At 68.4% G+C, this 881-nt stretch carries 2 protein-coding genes; both read right to left on the bottom strand.

Features of this window, described 5'->3' with window-relative positions:
* On the bottom strand, window positions 1-450 hold a 450-nt coding region (ruvA, locus tag A5650_RS00450; protein ID WP_067285200.1), incomplete at its 3' end, for a Holliday junction branch migration protein RuvA.
* Window positions 447-881: crossover junction endodeoxyribonuclease RuvC (locus A5650_RS00455; RefSeq protein ID WP_067285202.1), on the bottom strand; the 435-nt coding region annotated here is incomplete at its 5' end. The genes A5650_RS00455 and ruvA, both read right to left, overlap by 4 nt.

The following is an 881-nucleotide window of genomic DNA, read 5'->3' on the forward strand; positions in this document are numbered from 1 at the left end:
CGGGCCGCGCACCGCGTGCCCGCTCGCCGTCGCGGCGCCGGACGATGAAGCGATGCCGACCTTGTCGCGCAGGCTCAGCGCCATCAGCTCGGCGGTCTTCTTTCCCACCTTCGGGATGCGGGTCAGCGCGGTGATGTCGCCGTCGCCGATCGCCTGACGCAGGGTCGGCCCGTCGTACATCGCCAGCGCCCCGAGCGCGATGCTGGGTCCGATTCCGGACACCCCGAGCAGCGTGAGGAACAGGTCGCGGGCGTCGCCGTCGGCGAAGCCGTAGAGCGTCTGGGAGTCTTCGCGCACGATCATCGCGGTGATCAACCGGGCCTCGGCGCCGCGACGCAGCATGGCCAGCGTCGACGGGGTTGCCATCACCTTGTAGCCGACCCCGCCCGCTTCGATCACGACGTGATCGAGCGCGATGTCGAGAACCTCACCGCGAACGGATGCGATCATCGTGCCGCCTTCGCTTTCGCCTTGAGCGTCGCCTTGTACTTGCGTTGTTGTTCGGCGGCCCGCGCCTCGGCCGCCGCCATCCGGGCGATCATCGGTGCGCGCCAACAATGACAGATCGCCAGCGCCAGCGCATCGGCGGCGTCGGCCGGTGTCGGCTTGGTCTGGAGCGCAAGGATTCTGGTCACCATCGCGGTCACCTGGGCCTTGTCGGCGTTGCCGTTGCCGGTGACCGCCGCCTTCACCTCGCTGGGGGTGTGGAAGTGCACGTCGATGCCGCGGCGGGCGGCAGCAAGCGCAATCACGCCGCCGGCCTGGGCGGTGCCCATCACGGTGGAGACGTTCTGTTGGGAGAACACCCGCTCGATCGCGATCACATCGGGCTTGTGGGTGTCCATCCAGTATTCGACGACGTCACTGATCACCAGCAGGCG

It is taken from the genome of Mycobacterium sp. 1164985.4 (assembly GCF_001668575.1).
Lineage (GTDB): Bacteria > Actinomycetota > Actinomycetes > Mycobacteriales > Mycobacteriaceae > Mycobacterium.